The sequence below is a fragment of the Bradyrhizobium sp. 170 genome (assembly GCF_023101085.1).
In the GTDB taxonomy this organism is placed as follows: Bacteria; Pseudomonadota; Alphaproteobacteria; order Rhizobiales; family Xanthobacteraceae; genus Bradyrhizobium.
Map to the genome: position 1 here is coordinate 7427984 of NZ_CP064703.1, position 17321 is coordinate 7445304.

The 17321-nt window shown below is 64.5% G+C and carries 12 protein-coding genes and 1 pseudogene; all 13 read right to left on the reverse strand.

What is annotated here, in order from left to right; genetic code table 11:
- Positions 1–369 precede the first annotated feature (369 nt).
- The 13 genes and pseudogenes from ligA to ftsW all read right to left on the reverse strand — a co-directional run bounded on the left by ligA (position 370) and on the right by ftsW (position 17096).
- Positions 370–2523: an NAD-dependent DNA ligase LigA gene (gene ligA, locus IVB05_RS34635; RefSeq protein WP_247780467.1), complete on the reverse strand. Its 2154-nt coding sequence runs from the start codon at positions 2521–2523 to the stop codon at positions 370–372.
- Between the two features lie 15 nt (positions 2524–2538).
- A complete protein-coding gene (recN, locus tag IVB05_RS34640; protein WP_247780468.1) occupies positions 2539–4212 on the reverse strand; it encodes a DNA repair protein RecN in 1674 nt (557 codons plus the stop codon).
- Positions 4213–4225: 13 nt separating this feature from the next.
- Positions 4226–5131: an outer membrane protein assembly factor BamD gene (locus tag IVB05_RS34645; RefSeq protein WP_247780469.1), complete on the reverse strand. Its 906-nt coding sequence runs from the start codon at positions 5129–5131 to the stop codon at positions 4226–4228.
- A 358-nt stretch (positions 5132–5489) separates the two neighbouring features.
- The gene (lpxC, locus tag IVB05_RS34650) at positions 5490–6449 is read right to left on the reverse strand and encodes a UDP-3-O-acyl-N-acetylglucosamine deacetylase (protein ID WP_247780470.1); all 960 of its coding nucleotides are present in this window, start codon (positions 6447–6449) and stop codon (positions 5490–5492) included.
- Between the two features lie 351 nt (positions 6450–6800).
- Positions 6801–8609 carry a cell division protein FtsZ gene (gene ftsZ, locus IVB05_RS34655; protein WP_247780471.1) on the reverse strand — a complete coding sequence of 603 codons (1809 nt, stop codon included), beginning with the start codon at positions 8607–8609 and terminating at the stop codon, positions 6801–6803.
- Positions 8610–8697: 88 nt separating this feature from the next.
- A complete protein-coding gene (ftsA, locus tag IVB05_RS34660) occupies positions 8698–10017 on the reverse strand; it encodes a cell division protein FtsA (RefSeq protein ID WP_247780472.1) in 1320 nt (439 codons plus the stop codon).
- Positions 10014–11000, reverse strand: coding sequence for a cell division protein FtsQ/DivIB (locus tag IVB05_RS34665; protein WP_247780473.1), 987 nt, complete (start codon positions 10998–11000; stop codon positions 10014–10016). The genes ftsA and IVB05_RS34665 overlap by 4 nt, the downstream gene beginning before the upstream one ends.
- A gap of 45 nt (positions 11001–11045) precedes the next feature.
- Positions 11046–11178 (reverse strand): annotated as a pseudogene (locus IVB05_RS34670) (D-alanine--D-alanine ligase); the annotation flags it as partial.
- A gap of 132 nt (positions 11179–11310) precedes the next feature.
- Positions 11311–12303, reverse strand: coding sequence for a D-alanine--D-alanine ligase (locus IVB05_RS34675; protein ID WP_247780474.1), 993 nt, complete (start codon positions 12301–12303; stop codon positions 11311–11313).
- Positions 12303–13226, reverse strand: a complete 924-nt coding sequence (murB, locus tag IVB05_RS34680) for a UDP-N-acetylmuramate dehydrogenase (protein WP_247780475.1) — start codon at positions 13224–13226, stop codon at positions 12303–12305. The genes IVB05_RS34675 and murB overlap by 1 nt, the downstream gene beginning before the upstream one ends.
- Positions 13227–13229: 3 nt before the next feature.
- A complete protein-coding gene (gene murC, locus IVB05_RS34685) occupies positions 13230–14633 on the reverse strand; it encodes a UDP-N-acetylmuramate--L-alanine ligase (RefSeq protein ID WP_247780476.1) in 1404 nt (467 codons plus the stop codon).
- Positions 14634–14793: 160 nt separating this feature from the next.
- Positions 14794–15897 (reverse strand): undecaprenyldiphospho-muramoylpentapeptide beta-N-acetylglucosaminyltransferase, encoded by a 1104-nt coding sequence (gene murG, locus IVB05_RS34690; RefSeq protein ID WP_247780477.1) that lies wholly within the window; start codon positions 15895–15897, stop codon positions 14794–14796.
- A 47-nt stretch (positions 15898–15944) separates the two neighbouring features.
- Complete coding sequence (gene ftsW, locus IVB05_RS34695) at positions 15945–17096, reverse strand: putative lipid II flippase FtsW (RefSeq protein ID WP_247780478.1); 1152 nt, start codon at positions 17094–17096, stop codon at positions 15945–15947.
- Positions 17097–17321 lie beyond the last annotated feature (225 nt).

Consider the following 17321-nt stretch of genomic DNA (forward strand, 5'->3'; position numbering starts at 1 on the left):
CAAACGATGTCCGCACCATCCAAGAACATCAAGCAGGTCCTGGCCCCAACATACGCTGGAATTATTTCCCAACCGTCCGGTCTTAGCTGCCCGTCAGGTGCGGTTTTATGGTCCCAAGGCGCATGTGCTCTCACGTCAACACCGAGCCGCTCTTGCAACCTGACCACAAGCGCTCTCTTTTCTGGAGCGCTCAATACCTCCGCTGGAATTCCGGCGGCACCTAGCGCCGACGAAACACGATCTAATGCCACGGATATCTCTTCATCGATTGCACGGGAAATCATTCACGAAAATGGGACCACAAATTACGATGATACCACACCTGCGCAAACGCTTCGCGTTTGTCGCAGGCAATGACGAGAACGCCACTCACTCCCCGATCAGCTTCAACCACTCGTCTTCCGTCAGCACGGCCACGCCGAGCTCGCGCGCCTTCGTCAGCTTGGACCCGGCGTCTTCGCCGGCAACCACATAGTCCGTCTTCTTCGACACCGATCCAGCAACCTTGGCGCCAAGACGCTCCGCCATTGCCTTGGCTTCGTCGCGTGTGAACTTGGTCAGCGAGCCCGTGAACACCACGGTCTTGTCCGACACCGGCGAACTCTTGCGCGGCTGTTCGGCCGGTTTTACCTCGATCTCGCGCAGGAGTTCGCCGAGCGCCTTCACATTGCGCGGTTCGGCGAAGAACTCGACCACCGCATCGGCGACGATCTCGCCGATGCCGCCGATATTGTTGAGGTCCTGATAGGCCTCGGTCGTATTCTCTTCGTCCTTCGTCCCCTTGGCGGCGGCCAGCATCGCCTCGCGAAAATTCTCGATCGTGCGGTAATGCCGCGCCAGCAGCTTGGCATTGCCCTCGCCGACGTGGCGGATACCGAGCGCGAAGATCAGGCGGTGCAGGTCAATGCTGCGGCGGGCGTCGATCGCATTGAAAAGATTGCGCACCGAGGTTTCGCCATAGCCCTCGCGTGCCATCAGCTTGCTGGCCGAACGGGTGTCGCGCTTCTGCAGCGTGAAGATGTCGACCGGCGACATCACAAGACCGTCCTCGTAGAATTCCTGGATCTGCTTGTCGCCGAGGCCGTCGATATCGAACGCCAGCCGCGAAACGAAATGCTTGAGCCGCTCCACCGCCTGCGCCGGGCAGATCAGCGCGCCGGTGCAGCGGCGCACCGCCTCGTCTTCCTCGCGCACCGCATGACTGCCGCAAACCGGGCATGTCTCCGGAAACTTGTAAGGCTTCGCGCTCTTCGGCCGCTTGTCCATAATGACGCTGACGACCTGCGGGATCACGTCGCCGGCGCGCTGGACGACAACCGTGTCGCCGACGCGAAGATCGACGCCGTCACGAATCGGATTGCCGTCGTTGCCGATACCCTTGATGTAATCCTCATTATGCAGGGTCGCGTTCGACACAACGACGCCGCCGACGGTGACCGGCTCCAATCGCGCCACCGGCGTCAGCGCACCGGTGCGGCCGACCTGGATATCGATGCCATTGAGGATCGTGGTCGCCTGCTCGGCCGCGAACTTATGCGCAATCGCCCAGCGCGGGCTGCGCGAAACAAAACCCAGGCGATCCTGCCAGTCGAGCCGGTCAACCTTGTAGACCACGCCGTCGATGTCAAAGCCGAGCGAGGCGCGCTCTTCGCCGATCTTGTTGTAGAATTCCAGGACGGCGTCGACATCCTTGCAAAGCTTGGTCCGCGGATTGACGACGAAACCGGCCCTGTCCATCCACTCCAGCATGCCGTGCTGGGTATCGGCCGGGCGCTCGCTCATCTCGCCCCAGGTATAGGCGAAGAATTTCAGCGGCCGCGAGGCGGTGATCGAAACGTCCTTCTGGCGCAGCGAGCCCGCCGCCGAATTGCGCGGATTGGCAAACACGGTGTCTTCGGCTTCCGCCTGCTTCTTGTTCAGCTCGAGAAAGTCCTTCTTGAGCATGTAGACTTCGCCGCGCATTTCGCAGGCCGCGGGAATGTTGCGGCCCTTCAGGTTGTGCGGAATATCCTTGATGGTACGGACGTTGGCGGTGACGTCTTCGCCGGTAAAGCCGTCGCCGCGCGTCGCGGCGCGGACCAGTTCCCCGTTTTCGTAGCGCAGCGATAGCGACAGGCCGTCGATCTTCGGTTCGGCAACAAGTGCCGGAATATGGTCGGCATCGAGCTTGAGAAACCGCCGGATGCGATCGACGAACTCCGTGACGTCCTCATCGCTGAAGGCATTGCCGAGCGACAGCATCGGAACGGCATGCTGCACTTTCGCAAAGCCGCGCGCAGGCGCAGCGCCAACCTTCTGCGTGGGCGAATCCGTGGTGACGAGATCGGGAAACTTTATCTCAATGGCCACCAGCCGCTGGCGCAGCGCGTCATAGGCCGCATCCGAAACGGTCGGGGCGTCTTTCTGGTAATAGCGCTCGTTGTGGGCTTCGATCTCGAGCGCCAGGCGCATGTGCTCGACCTTGGCCTGGGCCTTGGTGAGCTTCTCGACGTCAACCAGCGCTTTCTTTGCTTTCACCGCCATGGCGCCGCGCCGCCGTTACGCCGTCGCCGCGCGGAGCAGCCGCTCCGCCGCCGCCCGCGCTTCCGCCGTGATCTCGGCACCCGCCAGCATGCGGGCGATTTCCTCGCGGCGGTGGTCGGCGGCGAGCGCGTTGACGCGGGTGGCGACGCGCTTGCCCTTGTCGAGCGCGTCCTTGGAAATGAGCAGGTGCGTACTGGCGCGGGCGGCGACCTGCGGCGCATGCGTCACCGCCATCACCTGGACCTGGCCGGCCAGCCGCGACAGCCGCGCGCCGATCGCATCCGCCACCGCGCCGCCGACACCGGTATCGATTTCGTCGAACACCAGCGTAGGCGCCGAGCCGCGGTCGGACAGCACCACCTTGAGCGCCAGCAGGAACCGCGACAGCTCGCCACCGGAGGCGACCTTCATCAGCGGGCCCGGCTTGGTGCCGGGATTGGTCTGCACCCAGAACTCGACGCGGTCGATGCCCTGCGGCCCCGGCGACTTCGCGTCGGTCTCGACCTGCGTCGTGAATTTTGCGCGTTCGAGTTTTAGCGGCGCGAGCTCAGCATTCACCGCCTTGTTGAGCTTCTCGGCGGACTTGTTGCGGGCCGCAGACAGCTTCGTCGCTGCCGCGCCGTAGCGCTGGTCGGCCTCGGCCGCGGCGGCTTCCAGCTTCTTCAACTGATCCGCGCCGGCATCGATCAGCGCGACGTCGGAGACGAATTTGGCGGCGAGCGCCGCCAGCCCGTCGACCGGCGTCGAATATTTGCGCGAGGCGGCGCGCAGCGCAAACAACCGCTCCTCGATGCGCTCCAGCTCGGCGGGATCGAAATCGGCCGCGATCAGAGCTGCGCTGAGATGCTGGTCGGCCTCTTCCAGCGCGTTGATCGCGATATCGATCGCCCTCACCGCCGGTTCGACGAGGGCGGGCGAATTGGCGGCACGGCGTTCGAGGCGGCGTACCGCGGCGGCCAGCGCCGGCACCGGCGAATGGGGGCCGCCGACCGCCTCCTGCGCCTCGCGAAGGTCGCTTGCGATCTTCTCGCCCTGCATCATGATGGTGCGGCGTCCGGCGAGCGCCGTCTCCTCGCCGTCCTTCGGCTTCAGGGCTTTGAGTTCGTCGGCCGCGTGGCGCAGATAGTCCGCCTCGCGCGCGGCGCGTTCCATGCTGGCGCGATGCGTGTCGAGCGCCGCGTTCGCGGTGCGCCGCGCCTCCCACAGCGTTTCCAGTGCCGAGACCTCTTTCTCCAGCCCGGCGAAAGCATCGAGCAACTGCCGGTGCGTCGAGGCATCGACCAGGGCGCGCTCGTCATGCTGGCCGTGGATTTCGACCAGCGCCGCGCCAACGGCCTTCAGGGTCTGCACGCTGATCGACTGGTCGTTGATGAAGGCGCGGGTGCGGCCGTCGGCGAGCTGCACGCGGCGCAGAATCATTTCGCCGGTATCGTCGAGGCCGTTCTCGGACAGGATCTTTGCCGCCGGATGGTCCCTGGGGACATCGAAGGTGGCCGTCACCTGGCCCTGCTCCGCGCCATGGCGGACCAGGCCCGAATCGCCGCGGCCGCCGAGCGCCAGCGCGAAGGCATCGAGCAGGATGGATTTTCCCGCGCCGGTCTCGCCGGTCAGCACCGCGAGGCCACGGGAGAATTCGATATCGAGCCGTTCGATCAGGACGATGTCACGGATCGACAGACGCGCCAGCATGCGAAGTAAATTCCTAGCCGCGACCCATATTGGTCAAGGAACCGAGACCCAATTTCTTGAAGGCCCTGGAAATATAGGAACCTTTGTTCTCGCTCGGCTCGAGACCGCCGGACTTTACAAGATTATAGGCGTCCTTGTACCAGCGGCTGTCAGGAAAGTTGTGCCCAAGTACGGCCGCCGCCGTCTGCGCCTCGCCGACGATGCCGATCGCCATATAGCCCTCGGTCAGCCGCGCCAGCGCCTCCTCGACATGCCGCGTGGTCTGGTAGCGGGTGACGACCGTCTTGAAGCGGTTGATGGCGGCGGTGTAGTCGCGCTTTTCCATATAGTAGCGGCCGACGTCCATTTCCTTGCCGGCGAGCTGGTCGCGCGCGCCTTCGAGCTTGGCCTTGGCGGAGTTGGCATATTCCGAGGTCGGGTATTTGCGAATCACCTCTTCCAGCGCCGCGATCGCCTTTTCGGTGCGGCCCTGGTCGCGGGAAATGTCCGGGATCTGGTCGTAATGCGAAGCCGCGATCAGGTATTGCGCGTAGGCCGCATCGGTACTGCCGGGATGCAGCGTGACGTAACGGGTGGCGGCACCGATGCAGCTGTCGTAGTCGCCGGCATTGTAGAAGGAATAGGCCGACATCAGCAGCGATTTGCGCGCCCAGTCGGAATAGGGATGCTGGCGGTCGACTTCCTCGAATTTCTTCGACGCCGCCTTGTTATCCTTGCGCTGGTTCATCAGGTACAAGCCCTCATTGTAGAGCTTGTCCGCCGGTTCCTCGTTGAAAGTGTCGTCCTTGGCGGTGAACTTGTCCCACAGCGATGCGCTGCCGCATCCGCTCAAGGGAATGGCGAGCGCAATCAGGCCCGCCGCCAGCCGCAGCGACCGTAGTGATTTGCGTGGTTCAAGCGTCATACGCTGTGCCGACATTGAATCTGTGACCTGACGCCTTTGATGCGGTTGATGACTGGAGCCCGCCTGTCCATGAACCGCGGTCATGGAAGCCATATTTCCCGTGCCCAATGCGTAATTCCTCAGGGGCACGTGGCGCTTGTCGTTGCAACCGCGAGCCTCTGTAGCCGAAAAATGGTCCTCAACCAACCGAATACGCAGCCAATTCGCCCGGATTAAGGCGGCTGAACGGCAGCGTTACCGATTGTGGTTATTACGGAAAACGCGGCTGTACGGCATGAAAGCCCGGCCTTTCGCAGCCGAAGTCAGTACATTTCGCAAGCGAAAGTCAGGACATTTCGCAAGCGAAAGTCCGGGGACATTTCGCGAGCGAAAGTCAGGAAACATCCGGACCATAGGCCGGGGCGATCAAGCCGCCCACCATGCCCGCGCCGGCCTCGACATGGCCGCGGGGACGGCGTGCCGGTTCAGCCTCGACCACCCGCCAGGCGCTGCGATCGGCCAACAGGGCCGTCAGTACGGCGTGGTTCAGCTTGTGGCCGCCACGCACCGAGCGGTAGGCGCCAAGCAGCGGCAAACCGGCCAGGGCAAGGTCGCCAACCGCATCCAGCGCCTTGTGGCGAGCGCATTCGTCGCTGAAGCGCAGCCCTTCGGTGTTGAGCAGGCGGGCGTCATCGAGCACCACTGTATTCTCAAAAGAGGCGCCGCGCGCAAAACCGGCGCTCCAGAGCCGCGCGACGTCGTTCATGAAGCCAAAAGTCCGGGCGCGGGAAATCTCGCGGCGGAAGCTTTCGGGGTTGAGATCGAGCGAGAAATTCTGGCGGCCGATCACGGGATTGGCGAAGTCGATCTCGACCTCGACGCGGAACCCGCCCGCATGCGGGCGCAGCTCGCCGAAGCTATCGCCGATCGCGACCTGCACCGGCTTCAAGATCTGAATGAAGCGGCGGGAGGCCGACTGGGTGACGATGCCGGCCTGATCGATGGCGGCGACAAAGGCTGCCGCGCTGCCGTCCATGATCGGAACTTCGGGACCGTCGACTTCGATGATGGCGTTGTCGACGCCCATGCCGCGCAAGGCAGCGAGCACATGTTCGGCGGTGGAAACCAGCGGGCCTTCGCGGTCGCCGAGAACGGTAGCAAGATCGGTGGCGGTTACGGATTCCGCGAGTGCGGGAACTTCGCGATCGGCTTCATCGAGGCCGGTGCGGACAAAAATAAAACCCGCATCCACAGGGGCAGGTCCGAGCGTCAGGCTGACAGGTAAACCGGAATGAACGCCGACGCCCGTTACGGTGGCTTGCGACCGAAGCGTGGTTTGGCGGCTGAATTTCATCGATAACTGCCCACTACCCGACTTAATCTAAAGACGGGAACCGCGCGTGAGCGCCGATTCGCGTTCTAGGCATCCCCAAGTCACGGCAGACCATAGCCATTTCCAAAAGCGCGCCAACTCACGCTTCTTTACGGATTGTTACCCTATCTCTGCCGCAATCGCGCCAAGGGTTAACCAAACTCCGGCACGGCCGAAGGCCGCTTCATCTGCAATATCTGATCACGGAATGAATAATTAATCATTTAAAATCAGTTGCTTGAGCGGTCAGCCGAGACTCGGCACCACGCATAAGAGAAGGGCCCCGGCTGGGTCAGCCGGGGCCCCTTGGCTCGCCTCAATTGTTACAAAACCTCAGTTGGCCTGGCGTCGGAGGAAGGCCGGGATATCAAGATGGTCGTCGCCCTGTGGCGCCGACGCAACAGGTGCCGGGCGACCATGGATGTCCAAACCTTGCGGTGCCGGGCGTTTTGCGTACTCCGATACCGGCTCGTGATTCGTCGCCATTTGCTGGGCGACGGTACGCTGCGGCTTGCGATCGGGCAGCGGCGGCAGCGGCGCCATCGCAGGCCCGGAGGCGCGGGCCGCGATCGGCGGCTCGGTCTCCTCGTCGCGGCGGCCGAGGCCGACATTGGCGAGCCGCTGCAATAGCGACAGCCGGGTCTTCTGCGGATGCTCCTCCTCGCCGTCGCCGCGGGCCTGCCGGATTTCGGCCTGCGCCGGCATCGGGAGATCCTCGAATTTCGGCATCCGCGGCGAGCGGGCCGGCGCACGTTCGGCCGCCTGCGGGATGAAGGTTTCGGGTGTCGCAGGCTGCTCGGGCTCGGCGCGGGCGGCCTCGTTATGATCCGGGAACAAAGTCGGCTTCTGCGCGATCGGGCGGACCGTGACGTCACCATAGGACGCCGGCTGGATCGCCTGTTGCGGCGTCTCAACCGCCGCGGCGATCGCAGCCAGCGCCGCGCGCTCGACATTGTTGGCTTGACGTTGCGCCGACGCGACGGCCTGGGCCGGCGCCTGAGCCATCGCCTGCGGCGCGGGCGCCGGCTCGAGCTTCTGGGCGCGTTCGGCCAGGCGCGCATTGTCGGCGCGAAGGCGAGCGGTCAGTTCGGCCAGACGGTTGTCGGGCGAGGACGTGGCGGCGGCAGTGGCAGTGGCCGCGACCGCCGGGGCGGCGGCGGCGTTGCGCGCGATCTGCGCCTGCTCGATACCCGTGGCGACGACGGACACGCGGATGATGCCGTCGAGCGTTTCGTCGAAGGTGGCGCCAACGATGATGTTGGCGTCCTGATCGACTTCCTCGCGGATCCGGGTTGCGGCTTCGTCGACTTCGAACAGGGTCAAGTCCTTGCCGCCGGTGATCGAGATCAACAGGCCGCGGGCGCCCTTCATCGAACTATCGTCGATCAGCGGATTGGCGATCGCGGCTTCCGCCGCGGTCAGCGCCCGCTTCTCGCCGGTGGCTTCACCGGTGCCCATCATCGCCTTGCCCATCTCCTTCATCACCGCCCTCACGTCGGCGAAGTCGAGGTTGATCAGGCCTTCCTTGACCATCAGATCGGTGATGCAGGCAACGCCCGAATAGAGCACCTGGTCGGCCATCGCGAAGGCGTCGGCGAAGGTGGTCTTTTCGTTGGCGACCCGGAACAGGTTCTGGTTCGGGATGATCAAGAGCGTATCGACCACCTTGTGCAGTTCGGCGATGCCGGACTCGGCGGTGCGCATGCGGCGCATGCCTTCGAAGTGGAACGGCTTGGTCACCACGCCGACGGTGAGGATGCCCATTTCGCGCGCGGTCTTGGCGATGACGGGGGCAGCACCCGTGCCGGTGCCGCCGCCCATGCCGGCGGTGACGAACACCATGTTGGCGCCCGAGAGGTGGTCGCGAAGTTCGTCGATGACTTCCTGCGCCGCCGCCGCGCCGACATCAGGCTGGGACCCCGCGCCGAGGCCCTGCGTCACCTGTGTGCCCATCTGCACGATACGCTGCGCCTTCGACATGGTCAGCGCCTGCGCGTCGGTGTTGGCGACGACGAAATCGACGCCCTGCAACCCGGCAGTGATCATGTTATTGACGGCATTGCCGCCTGCTCCACCGACGCCGAAGACGGTAATCCGCGGTTTCAGCTCGCTGATGTCAGGGGGGGTCAGATTGAGTGCCATGGTTGCCTCTCTTACGACGCGCGCTTTGGTTCGCCCCGGCCGGCGGCCGCGGGCTTTGGTGAAAATCGTTTGGTTACTGGAGCCGTCATCAGAAGCCCTCGCGAAGCCATCGTCCGACCTTTCCGAAATAGCCGTCAGTCCCTGTCCTGAGCTGCCGCGTATGCCGCGGTTCGACGTGTTCCAGATGAGCGTATTGCGGATAGACCAAGAGGCCGGTCGGCACCGCGAACGAGGCGCTCTTGGCCTCGCTGGGCAACCGGCCGAAGCCGAGCGGACGGCCGATCCTAACCGGCCGGTTGAGAATGCGGGTCGCGAGTTCGACCGTGCCGGTCAGCTGGGACGCGCCGCCGCTCAAGACAACCCGCGCCCGCGGCTCTGCCGCAAAGGGGGAATCCGCGAGCCGGTCCCGGACCATTTCAAAAATCTCCTCGGCGCGATGCCGGACGATGTTCGCGATCGTGGCGCGCGAGACGATCTGCGGCGCATCGTGTTCCTCGCCTGCAGTCGGAACAGACATCAGCTCGCGCGCGTCGGACCCGCCGGTCAGCACGGTCCCGTATAAAGTCTTGATTCGCTCGGCATCCGCAATGCATGCGCCGACGCCGCGTGCAAGATCCATCGTCACGTGCTGCCCGCCGAGCGCAAATCCGCTAGCATGAACGAAGCGGCCGGCCGAATAGGTCGCAATCGTGGTGGATCCGGCCCCCATTTCGATCACGGCGGCGCCGAGATCGGCCTCGTCGTCCGTCAGCACGGACAGGCCTGCGACATAAGGACTCGCCGCCATGGCTTCGACATTGAGATGGCAGCGCTCGACCACCAGCATCAGGTTGCGCGCGACCGTCGCATCCGCCGTCACCACGTTCATGTCGACGCCGAACTGCCGGGCCACCATGCCGCGGGGGTCGCGGATACCCTTGACGCCATCCAGCGCGTAGCCGACCGGCAGCGCATGCAGCACCGTGCGCCCCTCGCCGGTGGCGTGGCGCATGCCGGTGGAGGTCACCCGTGTGACGTCATCGGCAGTAACGGCGCCGCCTCTGATATCGGCGGCAGCCTCGACCAGCTGCCCCTGCAGCCGGCCGCCGGAAACCGACAGCAATATTGACTCAACACGGACCTTGGCCATGCGCTCGGCCAGCGCCACCGCCTGGCGCACCGCCTGCTCGCATTCGGCGAGATCGACCACGGAGCCGGCCTTGACGCCGCGCGACTGGATCTGGCTGTAGCCGATCAATTCCACCGCATGGGTGCGGCCGCGCAGCGCGTCGTTCGCCGGCGACGGCTTCAGCCGCGCGATCATGCAGGCGATCTTGCTGGTGCCGACATCGAGGGACGCCACCAGCGCCGTGCGCTTGTGATCGACGGGGCGCGTCTTCGGGGTCTGATTGCGATCGAGGCCGGTCATGCGTCACCGGCCTTTTTCTTGGGTTTCTTGTCCTTGAACAGTTCTTCGCGGGCCTTGGCCGCGTCTTCAGACAATTGCACCGTCAGCCGGTCCGGCAGGCGCATGTCGACCGCGACGATGTCGCGCGAGAACAGCCGATCCTCCTTGTCGAGCTTGCTCAACATGGCAAGCGCGTTGCCGACGTCGTTCTCCGGCAGGCGAATGTCGAGGCCGTCCTTCAGCCGCAAATTCCAGCGCCGTTCGCCGACGAGGATCGCAGCCTTGGTCGCGGTGCGAACCTGCGGATAGCGGTCCAGGAGGGCGAGGAAGTCGCGGGCCTTGACGTCGGCGCCCTTGCCCACCACCAGCGGCAGCGTCACGAAGCGGCGCGACACGTAAGGCTCCAGCACCGCGCCATCTTCCGAGATCACGGACAGCCGGCCGTCCTGCTGCCACAGCGCGAAAGCCGTGCGCTCGACGATGTCGATCTGCAGTTGACCGGGATAAAGCTTCAGGATGGTCGCATCAGCGATCCACGGATTGGCCTTGAGCTTGTCGCGCACGGTGGCGGCGTCGAGGAACAGCAACGAGGAGCGGCCGTTGACGCCGCCGATCGCGAGCACCTCGTCCTGGCTCAATTGCTTGCGGCCATTGATGGCAACCGTCGTGATGCGGAATCCGGCCGAATTGGCCAGCGCATTGCGGGTGTCACTGAGCGCCACCGCGAATTCATCGACATGACCGCCCTTGACGATGCCAAGCCCGGCGCTGCCAAGCAGCATCAGCACGGTCAAGGCGACGCCGGCGCGGTTCGGCAGGTAACGTTCGACCAGAAGGACCAGGCGATTCGGCGGTGCCCGATCGATCGCGGGCCTCGCCGGGACACGGGCACGAAGGCCCAGCCGCTCGCGCAGCAGCACGGCCGCTCCAATAGCGGCCGCTTTCAGGTCAGCTTGGGGCCCCAGCGATCTCAGCGACCGAGCGAGGCGTCCTGCACCATCCATTGCACGAGCCTGTCCAAGTGTTGTTCCCGCAAGCGTTTTTGCGGGTTCCGGCCCATATGACGCCTCGGTCTTGCCGGACTTGGTGCTGATCTGAAGTCGGAACAGCGCACGCCCCGGAGCCAAGCGCAACATGCGCCGCCAGCGTTAACCTTCGGACTTCCTGGTAAACAAAGTGTAAATTCGCAGGCCTGCGGACGCGCTTTGGTGCGTCTTTTGAGTGGTTTGCCGGACAATTCTTAGGATTTTAGCAACAATTCTCGTGGCGAGGTTAGTTCCGGGTTAACGGCCTGTTAATGGCTTATCCGGCCGGTCAAACCCGTTCCCGGTTCCGCCGTTCGGCCAGCGCGATCTGATCACGCAGAAAATCCGGAAATTCGATGCCCTGGGCCTTGAGCGCCTTTGGGTAGAGCGAGGCCGCTGTCAGGCCCGGCAGAGTATTGGTTTCCAGGTAAGCCAGCCCCTTCGCCGAGACAATGAAGTCGGTCCGGGAGTAACCGCTGCACGACAGCGCCCGGTGCGCCCGCAGCGCCTGGTCCATCAGCGCGGCGCTGATCTCGGGCGAAAATCGCCCCGGACAGATCTCCTGGGTCGATTTCAGCAGGTATTTCGCCGTGTAGTCGAAGGCGCCTTCCGCCGGAACGATCTCGATCGGCGGCAGTGAAAGCACCGAGCCGTCGGGCCGCTCCAGCACGCCGCAGGTCGCCTCCACGCCCGCGACGAACGGCTCGATCAGATATTCCTCGGTCCTGGCGGCATTGCGCACGGCGACGAGATCCTGCTTTGCATTGACGAAGATCAGGCCATAGCTCGATCCGTCTCGCGCCGGCTTTGCGATCAGCCTGCCGTATTCGGCAAAAGCCGTGTCGAGCTCTTCCAGGGCGACACCGGCCGGCGCTGTGACGCCCGCATATGCCGCAAAGCGTTTTGCCGCCACCTTGTCGAAAGCGAGATTCGACGACGCCGAACCGGAGCCGGTGAAGGGAATCCCGCGCAGCTCGCACATCGCCTGCAACTCGCCGTTTTCGGCCCGGCCGCCATGCAGGCCGAGCACCAGCACGCGATCCTCGGACTTCGCCTTGTCGAGCGCCGCTTCGAGCGGCAGGCCGCGGTTGCCGGGTTTGAATTCATCCTCGAACGGACGCGCGTGCCCGAGCAGCTTCTGCGACGCGACCTCATGCACGGTATCGGCGACGTCCCAGAACCAGAGATCGGCTTCGGGCAACGCCCGATGCAGCGCCTGGGCGCTCGCGACCGAGACCAGCCGCTCCTTGTTGGTGCCGCCAAAGAGAATGGTGATCCGCATCAGCCCTGCTCGATCCCGATCCGCTTGATTTCCCAGTGTAGCTCGATTCCAGAATTCGCTTTAACCCGCTCGCGCACGGTTTCACCCAGCGTTTCAATATCATGCCCGGTAGCATTACCGGTGTTGATGAGGAAATTGCAGTGCATTTCCGAGACCTGCGCCCCGCCGACCCGCAAGCCGCGGCAGCCGGCGGCGTCGATCAGTTTCCAGGCGCTGTTGCCGGGTGGATTCTTGAAGGTCGAACCTCCGGTCTTTTCGCGAATCGGTTGAGCGGTTTCGCGGTGGGTCTGCACCTCTTTCATTCGCGCACGAACGGTTTCGGCGTCCGTGATTGCGCCTTGAAAACGCGCCGACGTGAAGATGATCGACGGATCGACGCCGCTGTTGCGGTAGACAAACTTCATGTCAGCATTGTTGAAAACATGCCTGGTGCCGTCGAGACCGATGCCGACAGCCTCGATCAGGATATCCTTGGTTTCCCCGCCATTGGCGCCGGCATTCATCCGCAGCGCGCCGCCGATGGTGCCGGGAATGCCGAACAAGAATTCCATGCCGCCGATATTGGCGGCTGCCGCGGTCTCCGCCACGCGCTTGTCGAGCGCGGCCGTGCCCGCGCTGACGATATCGCCCGACGCAGATGTCTCGCCGAACGCCCGCGGCGACAGCCGGATGACCACACCCGCCATGCCGCCGTCGCGTACGATCAGGTTGGAGCCGACGCCGACGACGTAAACCGGCAACTCGTTCGGAAGCAGCTTTAAGAAGTACGCGAGATCGTCCTCATCCGCCGGCGTGAACAGCACCTGCGCCGGCCCGCCGACGCGAAACCACGTCAGCTCCGCCAGCGACTGGTTCGCCAGCAGCCGCCCGCGCAGGTCCGGCATCGCGGCTTTCAATTCGGGCGTGATGTCAGGAAATGCCACCGCTCACCCCAGCGCCTTCAATTCGTCCGGCAACGCGTAAGCCCATTGCGTGATGTTGCCGGCCCCCAGGCACACGACAAAGTCGCCGGGGCCTGCGAGGCCGCGAACCACCTTTGCCAACTCCGCCGAACTCTGCAGCGGGATCACCTCGCGATGGCCATGGGCGCGCAGGCCGAGCACGAAACTGTCGCGGTCGATGCCCGGGATCGGCGCCTCGCCGGCCGGATAAACCTCGGCGACCACGACCGCATCGGCGTCGTTGAAGCAGGTGCAGAATTCTTCGAACAGCGATTGCAGGCGGGTGAAGCGATGCGGCTGCACCACGGCTATGACCTTGCCGTTGGTCGATTCACGCGCCGCTTTAAGGACGGCTGATATCTCGACCGGGTGATGGCCGTAATCGTCGATGACGGTGACACCGTTCCACTCCCCGGTCCGGGTAAAGCGCCGCTTGACGCCGCCGAAGCCGGCGATCGCCTTGCGGATCGCCTCGTCGGACATGCCGAGCTCATGCGCCACCGCGATCGCCGCCGTGGCATTCGACGCGTTATGCCGTCCCGGCATCGGCAGCATGAGGTCAGATATCTCGTGGGTGGCGTCGGTCTTGCGGTTGCGGAACACGACCTTGAATGTCGATCCGCCGCCGGTCGGCGTCAGGTCGACCAGCCGCGCGTCGGCCTGCGGGTTCTCGCCATAGGTGATGATGCGGCGGTCCTCGATCTTGCCGACGAGGCTCTGCACCACAGGATGATCGGTGCACATCACGGCAAAGCCGTAGAACGGCACGTTCTCGACGAAATTACGGAATGCGTCCTGGATCGCCTCGAAAGTCTTGAAGTGGTCGAGATGTTCGGGATCGATGTTGGTGACGATCACGACATCGGACGGCAGCTTCAGGAACGTGCCGTCGCTCTCATCGGCTTCGACCACCATCCACTCGCCCGCGCCCAGCCGCGCGTTGGAGCCGTAGGCATTGATGATACCGCCGTTGATCACGGTCGGATCGAGATCGCCGGCATCGAGCAGTGTCGCCACCATCGTCGTCGTGGTGGTCTTGCCGTGGGTGCCGGCAATCGCGACGCAGCTTTTCAGCCGCATCAGCTCGGCCAGCATTTCGGCCCGGCGCACCACCGGAATGCGCTGGGCGCGGGCCGCCATCAGTTCCGGATTGTCACGCTTGATCGCGGTCGAGACCACGACCACGTCGGCGCCATCGACATTCTCGGCCTTGTGGCCGACCGAAACCGTAATCCCCTTCTCCCGCAGCCGCGCGACGTTGCCGCTCTCGGAGGCGTCCGAGCCCTGCACGGTATAACCCAGGTTGCTTAAGACCTCGGCGATGCCGCTCATGCCGATGCCGCCGATCCCGACGAAGTGAATGGGTCCGATCTCGCGCGGCAGTCTCATGAATGGTTCCTTGGCCGTCATCGCCCGCCTCGTGCGCATTTGCGCACAGGGCGGGGCCGATCCAGTATTCCGCGAAGCTGAGGCTCAAATCAGGCGCCGCAGGGTACTGGATGCCCCGCTTTCGAAGGTGCTGACAAGGGGCAATTTTGCGGGTAACCGCCTAGATTCCGGCGGTTTTCATCACCAGATCGGCCAGCCGTTCGGCGGCGTCGAGTCGGCCCACCCTGCGGGCGGCTGATGCCATCGCGGTCAGCCGCGCCGGTTCGGCGGCAAAGGCGGAGATTTCCGCTGCCAGCCGGTCGGGCGTGAATTCGGCCTGCGGGATCCGCAAGGCCCCGTCCACCTGCGCCAGCACGCCGGCATTGGCGAACTGGTCCTGGTCGATCGCGCCGGGCAGCGGCACCAGAATCGAGGGCCGGCCAATCGCGGCGAGTTCCGCCACCGTGCCGGCGCCGGAGCGCGAGATCACGAGATGGCTGGACGCCAGCCGCGCCGGCAGGTCGGTAAAGAACGGCGCGAGTTCGGCATTGATCCTGCGCCGCTCATAGATCGCGCGCACTCGCCCCATGTCTTCCTTGCGCACCTGCTGCGTCAGAACCAGGCGGCTCCACAGCATCGGCTCCAGCTTTTCGATGGCGCCCGGCACGATATCGCTCATGACCCGCGCGCCCTGGCTGCCGCCGACCACCAGCAGGCGCAGCGGCCCATTCGGTTCGGGAGACGCAAACGGCACGGCGGCAGCCGTGAGGACCGCGGGACGCATCGGCGTGCCGACGGTCGTCGTCTTGCCCGCGAGATCAGGATCGCGATCGAGCACGCCCGGCAGCGAGGTGGCAATGGCGTTGACGCGACGGGAAAGAAAGCGGTTGGCGCGGCCGAGCACGGCGTTGGCGTCATGAATGATGCCGGGCACGCCGAGCAGCCTTGCCGCCATCAGCGGCGGCAGCGTCGGATAGCCGCCGAAGCCAACCACGGCGGCGGGTTTTAGCCGCCGCACCAGCCTGGCGGCAACCAGCGTGCCGTAACCGAGCATGTAAGCGGTGCGCATCAGCGACACCAGCGAGCGGCCGCGCACGGTCTCGCTCGGCACCACGTCGATATTGTCCCTGGTGAACAGTCCGCTGTAGCGCAGCGCGCGGGCGTCGGTTGCCAGACGCACCCGCAGGCCGCGCTTGATGAGCTCGACGCCCAGCGCTTCGGCGGGAAACAGATGACCGCCGGTGCCGCCCGCGGCGAGTAGAATGAGAGGCGCTTTTTTGTCCATGGCTTCAAATAGCCGACGGCGGGGCCGCCGTCACCACGTCCGTGCGATCAAGCGTAACCGCGCGCCACGCCGGCCGCGTTCATCGATTCCACCTCGGTGCGCGGACGCTGCCGTGTCAGCGCCAGCATCATGCCGACGCCGTAGGCCAGCGAGATGATCGACGAGCCGCCATAGGAGATGAAGGGCAGCGTCATGCCCTTGGCCGGGATCAGTTGCAGATTGACCGCCATGTTGATCGCGGCCTGCACGCCGAACAGGATCGCAAGCCCCGACGCCGCAAAGCGCGCGAACATGTCCTCGCTCGAATAGGCGCGCGTCAGCGTCCGGATCACGACGAAGGCGAACAGCGCGACCAGCGCCAGGCACAGGATGATGCCGAACTCTTCGGCGGCCACCGCGAACACGAAGTCGGTATGGCTGTCCGGCAGGCTGCGTTTGGCAATGCCTTCGCCGGGCCCGAGGCCGAACCAGCCGCCGTTCCAGAACGCCTCCATCGCCATGTCGACCTGGAACGTGTCGCCGGAGGCCGGATTCATGAATCGCCGGATGCGGCCCGCGACATGCGGCACCAGCAGATAGGCGCCGAACAATCCGGCCGCCGAGACGCCGGCAAGGCCGGCCACCCAGATCATCCGCATACCAGCGATGAAGAACAGCGCGCCCCACACCATCAGGATCAGCATGGTCTGGCCGAAATCCGGTTCCATCACCAGCAGCGCCACCAGCGTCAGCAACAGCACGATCGCCATCGACGTCGCCGGCATTTCGGGCCGCTTGGTCGATTCCGCAAACAGCCACGCCGCCATCACCACGAAAGCGGGTTTTGCGGATTCGGAGGCCTGGATGTTGACGCCAAGCAGCGTGATCCAGCGCCGCGACCCCTTCACCTCCGCGCCGAAGACCAGCGTCGCCACGATCAGCAGGATCGAGACCACGAACACCAGCAACGCGAGGCGGCGGATATGCTTCGGCGACAGGAACGACACCCCGATCAGCACCATCAAGGAAGGCAGCAGGAACAGCACGTGCCGGCCAAAGAAATGGAAGGGATCGAGCCCGATCCGCGTCGCCACCGGCGGGCTCGCCGCCAGTGACAGGATGACGCCGCCCAGCATCAGCGCCATGATCGCGCCGAGCAACAGCTTATCCACGGTCCACCACCAGTCCGAAAACGGCGTGCGTTGGTCACGGGCGAGCATGGGCGTCCCCAAAATGGCAGAGGTAACGCCCATTGGTGGCGGAGGATGGTTTATGGGAGGTTAATGGGGACGGTAACTTTTTAGATGGGAGCGCACGGTACCCGCCTCACAAAAGGTCGTCATACCCGCAATTGCGCACAAGGTGGGTGACGACAGAATGTAGCTGCGTAGGATGGGTGGAGCGAAGCAATACCCATCCTGCGGTAATTGCGGTTGGTTGGCGAA

Excerpts from the sequence above, each read along its gene's own strand:
- IVB05_RS34645 (WP_247780469.1), bottom strand. The coding sequence starts at position 5,131 with ATGTCGGCACAGCGTATGACGCTTGAACCACGCAAATCACTACGGTCG.
- recN (WP_247780468.1), bottom strand. The coding sequence starts at position 4,212 with ATGCTGGCGCGTCTGTCGATCCGTGACATCGTCCTGATCGAACGGCTC.
- ftsW (WP_247780478.1), bottom strand. The coding sequence starts at position 17,096 with ATGCTCGCCCGTGACCAACGCACGCCGTTTTCGGACTGGTGGTGGACC.
- lpxC (WP_247780470.1), bottom strand. The coding sequence starts at position 6,449 with ATGAAATTCAGCCGCCAAACCACGCTTCGGTCGCAAGCCACCGTAACG.
- murC (WP_247780476.1), bottom strand. The coding sequence starts at position 14,633 with ATGAGACTGCCGCGCGAGATCGGACCCATTCACTTCGTCGGGATCGGC.
- ftsZ (WP_247780471.1), bottom strand. The coding sequence starts at position 8,609 with ATGGCACTCAATCTGACCCCCCCTGACATCAGCGAGCTGAAACCGCGG.
- ftsA (WP_247780472.1), bottom strand. The coding sequence starts at position 10,017 with ATGACCGGCCTCGATCGCAATCAGACCCCGAAGACGCGCCCCGTCGAT.
- ligA (WP_247780467.1), bottom strand. The coding sequence starts at position 2,523 with ATGGCGGTGAAAGCAAAGAAAGCGCTGGTTGACGTCGAGAAGCTCACC.
- IVB05_RS34675 (WP_247780474.1), bottom strand. The coding sequence starts at position 12,303 with ATGCGGATCACCATTCTCTTTGGCGGCACCAACAAGGAGCGGCTGGTC.
- IVB05_RS34665 (WP_247780473.1), bottom strand. The coding sequence starts at position 11,000 with ATGGATGGTGCAGGACGCCTCGCTCGGTCGCTGAGATCGCTGGGGCCC.
- murG (WP_247780477.1), bottom strand. The coding sequence starts at position 15,897 with ATGGACAAAAAAGCGCCTCTCATTCTACTCGCCGCGGGCGGCACCGGC.